This is a genomic window from Mycobacterium sp., assembly GCF_019243155.1.
Classification (GTDB): Bacteria; Actinomycetota; Actinomycetes; order Mycobacteriales; family Mycobacteriaceae; genus Mycobacterium.
Genome location: NZ_JAFAUS010000350.1, coordinates 1 through 6,230, shown reverse-complemented (window position 1 = coordinate 6,230; position 6,230 = coordinate 1). Strand labels below are relative to the sequence as shown.

At 67.8% G+C, this 6,230-nt stretch carries 5 protein-coding genes; 3 read left to right on the top strand and 2 right to left on the bottom strand.

From position 1 onward, the window contains the following. The coding region (locus JOZ00_RS18160) for an FHA domain-containing protein (RefSeq protein WP_293346026.1) at nucleotides 1–1,357 on the bottom strand (1,357 nt) is incomplete at its 3' end. Nucleotides 1,358–1,688: 331 nt separating this feature from the next. Between JOZ00_RS18160 and JOZ00_RS18155 the strand changes: the two genes are divergently transcribed. Continuing rightward, nucleotides 1,689–3,779 (top strand): serine/threonine-protein kinase, encoded by a 2,091-nt coding sequence (locus JOZ00_RS18155; RefSeq protein ID WP_293346024.1) that lies wholly within the window; start codon nucleotides 1,689–1,691, stop codon nucleotides 3,777–3,779. 15 nt (nucleotides 3,780–3,794) lie between these two features. Here the strand turns inward: JOZ00_RS18155 and JOZ00_RS18150 are convergent, their stop codons facing one another. Further along, nucleotides 3,795–4,376 carry a TetR/AcrR family transcriptional regulator gene (locus tag JOZ00_RS18150; RefSeq protein ID WP_293346022.1) on the bottom strand — a complete coding sequence of 194 codons (582 nt, stop codon included), beginning with the start codon at nucleotides 4,374–4,376 and terminating at the stop codon, nucleotides 3,795–3,797. A gap of 106 nt (nucleotides 4,377–4,482) precedes the next feature. On the opposite strand from JOZ00_RS18150, the gene JOZ00_RS18145 reads away from it, so the two are divergent. Together JOZ00_RS18145 and JOZ00_RS18140 are read left to right on the top strand one after the other, a co-directional pair. Beyond that, a complete protein-coding gene (locus JOZ00_RS18145; protein ID WP_293346020.1) occupies nucleotides 4,483–5,361 on the top strand; it encodes an LLM class flavin-dependent oxidoreductase in 879 nt (292 codons plus the stop codon). A 39-nt stretch (nucleotides 5,362–5,400) separates the two neighbouring features. Continuing rightward, the coding region (locus JOZ00_RS18140) for a DEAD/DEAH box helicase family protein (protein ID WP_293346018.1) at nucleotides 5,401–6,230 on the top strand (830 nt) is incomplete at its 3' end.

The window sequence follows — 6,230 nt, the reverse complement described above, 5'->3', positions numbered from 1 at the left end:
GCACCACATCGTCCTGGGGGACCATGCCCACCCTGCTGCGCAGCGACGCGTACTCCGCGTGAATGTTGTGGCCCTCGAACGTCACCGTGCCCGAACTCGGCGTGGTGTAGCCGGCGATCAGGCGCGCCAGCGTGCTCTTGCCGGCCCCGGATCCGCCGATCACGGCCGTCAGCGTTCCCGGGCGCGCGGTCAGCGAGATGTCGTCCAGCAGCTGTTTGCCGTTGTCGACGACGTACCGGACGTCGCGCACCTCCAAACCGCCTGTGCGGGCCGTGGTTTCGCTGCGTTTGGTCAGCGTGCCGTTGCGAAACACCAGGTCGACGTTGCCGATGGTGACGACGTCGTCCTCGGACAGAATCGCCGAACCGACCCGGGTGCCGTTGACGAACGTTCCGTTGATGCTGTTGTCGCGGATCTCGGTACCGAGCGCGGTCGGCACCAACGTCGCGTGCTGGCGCGAGGCCAGCACGTCCGAGACGACGATGTCGTTCTCGGCGGCCCGGCCGATCGTCATGGCGCCGGCGGTGCCGGCCGCCGACGACGCGCGCGGCGAGAGCAACTTCACAAACCGCGTCGCGAGGTTGGACACGTCACCGGTTTTGGCGTCGATCACGGTGAATTCGGCCGGCGGTGTCGCGTCTACATGCGGTGGAGCCGGGGCATCGGGTTGGGCCGGCATCGCCTGCGACCTGGCCGGCGAGCCCGCGTCGACCACGGTCAGCTCTTCGGGCGGTATCGCACGTGGCGGCACCGCACCGCGCGGCGGACCCGGTGGTGGAACCCGCGGCGGCGCCTGACGGGGTGGCGAAACCGGCTGCCGTGGCGGCGAATTTGGCGGTCTCGACGGCTGCCTCGGCGGCATCGGGCGCGACGGCGCGACGTTGGGTCCGCCCCGAGCGGGGTTGCGGCTCTGGCCTCCGGACTGGCCACGTGGCGGTGGTGGCGGCTGGTTGGGATTTGTTTGCTCAGGGACCGCGGTCCAGGTAAGGGTGGGTGGCCCGGATTCCGGGGTAGGCCTGATCCGGACCGGCCGGTTCGTCTGGCCCTGCTGCGGGCCGATGGCAAAGGTCAACCGCGGTCCGTGTGGATTGCCGACGTTGATGCTCTGACCGTCATGGATGTCGATGACCGGCATCCGGTAGCCGTTGAGATATGTCCCGTTCAGCGATCCGTTGTCAATTGCCAGCCATCGGCCTTGATCGAACCGGAGTATCAGATGTGCACGCGAGATCCGCGGATCCGCGATGCGCACATCGGCGTGTGCGTCGCGTCCAATGACCACCTCATGGCCTGCCGCGAAGGATCGTTGGGACCCGTCGTGCCGAATTGTCAGGATGGGCGGGGCGGGTCGAGTCACTACTCAAGTATCGGTCCGCGCGGCGAGTGCCCTCTATTGGACCCGCCTGTGACTTCGCTTTGTTTCGGGCTGGGTCTCGCTCCGGCCTCTCATAGCGGTTTCATAGCCTCCTGAGACCAACCGCCTACCCGTCTACGGCATTATTCGATCAGGAGGGGTGCAACGGAGATTGTGTCCGGACGGTGCCGAGCACACAGCCGTGCTGGGCGGATACCGAAACGGAGCAGAGGGCCCAATCGCGATGCACATGCCCACGGTGGCGCACCACGAATCTGATTTGCGGCGTGCGACACCCGGGCTAGTGCTTCAGACACGAGGGGGCGAGTCACGCATGGACGAGCACAAGGGGACGACCCGCCGCATCGGCGCGGGGCGCTGGCTGATGAGCAACCCGCGGCAGGCGCGGGAGGCGCTGCGCGCGGGCTTTTCCTCGCTGCCGTCGGCGACTTTCGCGCACCTGCTTCGCCACATTCCACCGGTCAGTTCGATACCCAACGCGGAAGCCGAGGTCGACCCCGCGCTGGCGCTCGAGCAGGACATCGTTGAAGCGAGCGAGCCGCGCGTACCGACCGGCGCGATAGACAGCGCCGAACCGTTCGCCGGCTACACGATCTTGCGGCAGTTGGGTGCCGGGGGCATGGCCGAGGTCTACCTGGCCCTGCATCCCAGGCTGCCGCGCCGCGACGTGATCAAGGTCCTGGCGGAGGCGGTGACCGCCGACCCCGAGTTCCGCGAAAGGTTCAACCGCGAGGCCGATCTCGCGGCCACGCTGTGGCATCCGCACATCGTCGGCGTACACGACCGTGGCGAATTCAACGGGCATCTGTGGATCTCGATGGACTACGTCTCGGGCACCGACGCCTCGCGGCTCGTCAAGGAGCGCCACGAAGGGGGAATGCCGCTCGACCAGGTGTGCGAGATTCTGCAGGCGGTCGCGGGCGCACTCGACTACGCGCACGACCGCGGCCTGCTGCACCGCGACGTCAAGCCGGCCAACATCCTGCTCACCCACCCCGAAGACGGGGAGCGGCGAATTCTGTTGGCAGACTTCGGTGTTGCGCGACACCTCGGTGATATCAGCGGCATCACCGAGACCAATGTCGCGGTGGGCACCGTGGCTTACGCGGCACCCGAGCAGTTGACCGGTTCACCCATCGACGGCCGGGCGGACCAATACGCTTTGGCCGCATCGGCTTTCCATCTGCTCACCGGTGCGCCGCCGTTCCGGCACACCAATCCGATCGCAGTGATCAGCCAGCACCTGCACGAAGATCCGCCTCTGCTCAGCGACTACCGCCCGGACTTGGCGGACCTCGATGACGTGTTCCGCAAGGCCCTTTCGAAAAAGCCGGAGGACAGGTTCGATCGGTGCCGCGCGTTCGCGGCGGCCATCAGCGAGCGGGTCGGCGATGGGTCCGACGCCCCGGCTCCGACCGCCTCGACGCCGCCCCGCCGGCCCGGAGCCCTCGGAGCCGTTGCCGCGATGAGTCATCGATTCTCGGCGAAGACTCGCTGGGCCACCGCGCTGATTTGCGCGGTGCTGATCGCCGTGGCGGCCACCTGGTCGATCCTCTACTCCTTCCAGCCGGATCCTTCCCAGCCCAATCCCGCGCTCGCGTCGAGGCCGTCGGTGCCGGCGCCCAGCGCGGCTCCCGCCAGGTCGGGTGGGCCGTCGCTCAACGGCACGTACCAGTTGACCTACGACCACAGCAAGCAGTCCGGCAATGGCATCGCTATCCGGTCCGACGGGGCCAACACCAACTGGTGGGCTTTCCGCTCGGCGTGCACCACCAACGGCTGCGCGGCCACGGGGACGCAGCTGGACGACGCCAAGCATCAGGCCGCCAGCAGCACCGATGGGGGCCACACGGACACGCTGCGCTTCATTGCCGGTTACTGGCAGGGCGCGCCGCAGCAGGAGCGAGTGGGCTGCACCCAGCCCAACGGTCAGGTCAGGGCCACCCAGCAGGAGACCGTCGCCTGGTCCTTGGCGCCGCAGGCCGACGGTTCGCTGCGCGGTACGGAGACCGACACCGTGCTGAGCAACGAATGCGGTGCGCAGGGAGCGGTGGTGCGGGTGCCGGTTGTGGCCACCCGAACCGGGAATGCGCCGACGGCCGTGCAGATCGCCGATCCGAACCAGGTCATCAGCACCTCGACCGCGCCCGCGCACGCCGTGCCGGCCGTGCTGGGCGGCTTATGCAGCGACGTCGACAAGGTCGCCTACGACCCGACCAACAACGAGCAGGTGGTCTGCGAGGGCAACGCCTGGGCCAAGGCGCCCATCACGATGGGCGTGCACGCGTCCGGCAGCACCTGCGACCGGCCGAACACCTCGGTCTTTGCGATGAGCACGTCGAACGACGGCTACCTGCTGCAGTGCGATCCGGTCACCCGCACCTGGACCCGGCCCGCGGGGTAGGCGCTGCCACGCGGGCTACTGCACGCGCAGGCCCGCGATGACGAGCCGCACCATGCGCCGCGCGTCGTAGTCGCCGTCGCCGTGCGCGCCGATGCAGAGGTTTCCGACCGCCCGCATCAACCCGTAAGCCTCGACGTCCGAGACGATTTCACCCGCCGAGATGGCCGCGTCGAGCAATTCGGCGACGACCGGAACGAGGCGGTCCAGGAAATACGCATGCAGGGTCTCGAATGCCGCGGAATCCGACCGCATGGCGCCGGCGAGGCCGTGCTTGGTGACGAGGAAGTCGATGAACTGATCGATCCAGGCGGTCAGTGCGGCCAGCGGTGAGCTGCTGTCCCGTAAAAGCGCCGGGCCGGCCTGCGCGCACGCCTCCACCTGATGGCGGTAGACCGCGACGACGAGGTCGGCCCGCGTTGGGAAGTGCCGGTAGATGGTTCCGATACCGACCCCGGCCCGGGTGGCGATGTCCCGTACCGGCGCGTTGACGCCGGATTCGACGAAGGCGGCGGCGGCCGCGGCAAGCAGCGCCTCGTTGTTGCGGCGCGCATCGGATCGCTTTTGGGGGACCGACTTCCGCGATTCTTCGTCGGTCACCGACCGTCACCTCGCTGCTCGGTTGAGAAATGGAACAATGTTCCGTAACGTCGTCACCGGAACCTTGTTCCGTTTGACGAATTGTAGAACGGCAATGGGGGATTCCATGGCCCGGACACCCGCCCCGCGGTTCGGCATAGCGACCGCGCCGCAGCAGGTCGACTACGACGACATCCAACGCGTGTGGCTCGAGGCGGACGGGGTCACGCAGATCGAGCACGCGTGGTTGTTCGACCATCTGCTGCCGATTGCCGGAGACCCCGCCGGGCCCATCTTCGAGGGTTGGACACTGCTATCGGCCATGGCCGCCCAGACGCACCGCATCAGGCTGGGCTTACTCGTCACCAGCAACCGCTTCCGTCCGCCGGCGATGCTGGCGAAGATCGCCACGACGGTCGACATCGTCTCCGGCGGGCGCCTGGACTTCGGGATCGGTGCCGGTTCCCGCCCTGGCCACCCGCTGGCCCGGCGGGAATACGAGGCGCACGGTCTGCCGTACCACGACTTCACCGACTCGGTGAACAGCCTCGACGAGGCGCTGACCGTGATCCGCCGACTGTGGACCGAGGCCGGGCCGTTCGACTTCGACGGCGCCCACGTCCGGCTCGCCGGCGCCTTCGGCAACCCGAAGCCCGCGCAGCAGCCGTATCCGCCGATCATGATCGGCGGCCGCTCGAAGCAACTGCTACGTGTCATCGCGCGGCACGGAGACCTGTGGAACATCCCGGGCGGCGACCTGGACGACGCGACCGCCCGCAGCGCGCTGCTGGACGAATATTGCGCCGAGATCGGCCGTGACCCCGCCGCCGTCACGCGGTCGATGCATCTCGGGGTGTCCTACGATCGGCCAGCGGACACCCGGGATGCGATCGGACGGGCCATAGACGCCGGTTTTAGCCACATCGTGCTCGGGTTGCCGGCTCCATTCCCCGTCGGGGTCGCCCAATGGGTCGTGGACGAGCTCGTCAGCCCGGTGGGATCGTGACCGGCGGCGCTTGTCGGTGTGCGGCTCTACCCTGGTGCCATGGCTTTTGCGACTGAACATCCAGTAGTCGCCCATTCGGAATACCGCGCCGTCGATGAGGTCGTGCGCGTCGGTGGCGACTTCGAAGTCGTCAGCCCGCACAACCCGGCCGGCGACCAGCCGGCGGCCATCGACGACCTGGAACGCCGGATCAAGGCGGGGGAGCGCGACGTGGTGCTGCTCGGTGCCACGGGCACCGGGAAGTCGGCGACCACCGCTTGGCTGATCGAGCGGCTGCAACGGCCGACGCTGGTGATGGCGCCGAACAAGACGCTGGCCGCCCAGCTCGCCAACGAGCTGCGAGAGATGTTGCCGCACAACGCGGTTGAATACTTCGTCTCGTACTACGACTACTACCAGCCCGAGGCGTACATCGCCCAGACCGACACCTACATCGAAAAGGACAGTTCGATCAACGACGACGTGGAGCGGCTGCGGCACTCCGCGACGTCTTCGCTGCTGTCGCGCCGCGACGTCGTCGTGGTGGCCTCGGTGTCGTGCATCTACGGCCTGGGCACGCCCCAGTCGTATTTGGACCGCTCCGTGGAGTTGCAGGTCGGCACCGAGGTACCCCGGGACGGGCTGCTGCGGCTGCTGGTCGACGTGCAGTACACCCGCAACGACCTGTCGTTCACCCGCGGATCGTTTCGGGTGCGCGGTGACACCGTCGAAATCATCCCGTCGTATGAGGAGCTTGCGGTGCGCATCGAGTTCTTCGGCGACGAGATCGAGGCGCTGTACTACCTGCACCCGCTCACCGGGGACGTTGTCCGGCAGGTCGACTCGCTGCGCATCTTTCCAGCAACTCACTACGTGGCCGGACCCGAGCG

Coding starts and splice junctions, on each gene's coding strand:
- JOZ00_RS18155 (WP_293346024.1), top strand. CDS start 1,689: ATGGACGAGCACAAGGGGACGACCCGCCGCATCGGCGCGGGGCGCTGG.
- JOZ00_RS18145 (WP_293346020.1), top strand. CDS start 4,483: ATGGCCCGGACACCCGCCCCGCGGTTCGGCATAGCGACCGCGCCGCAG.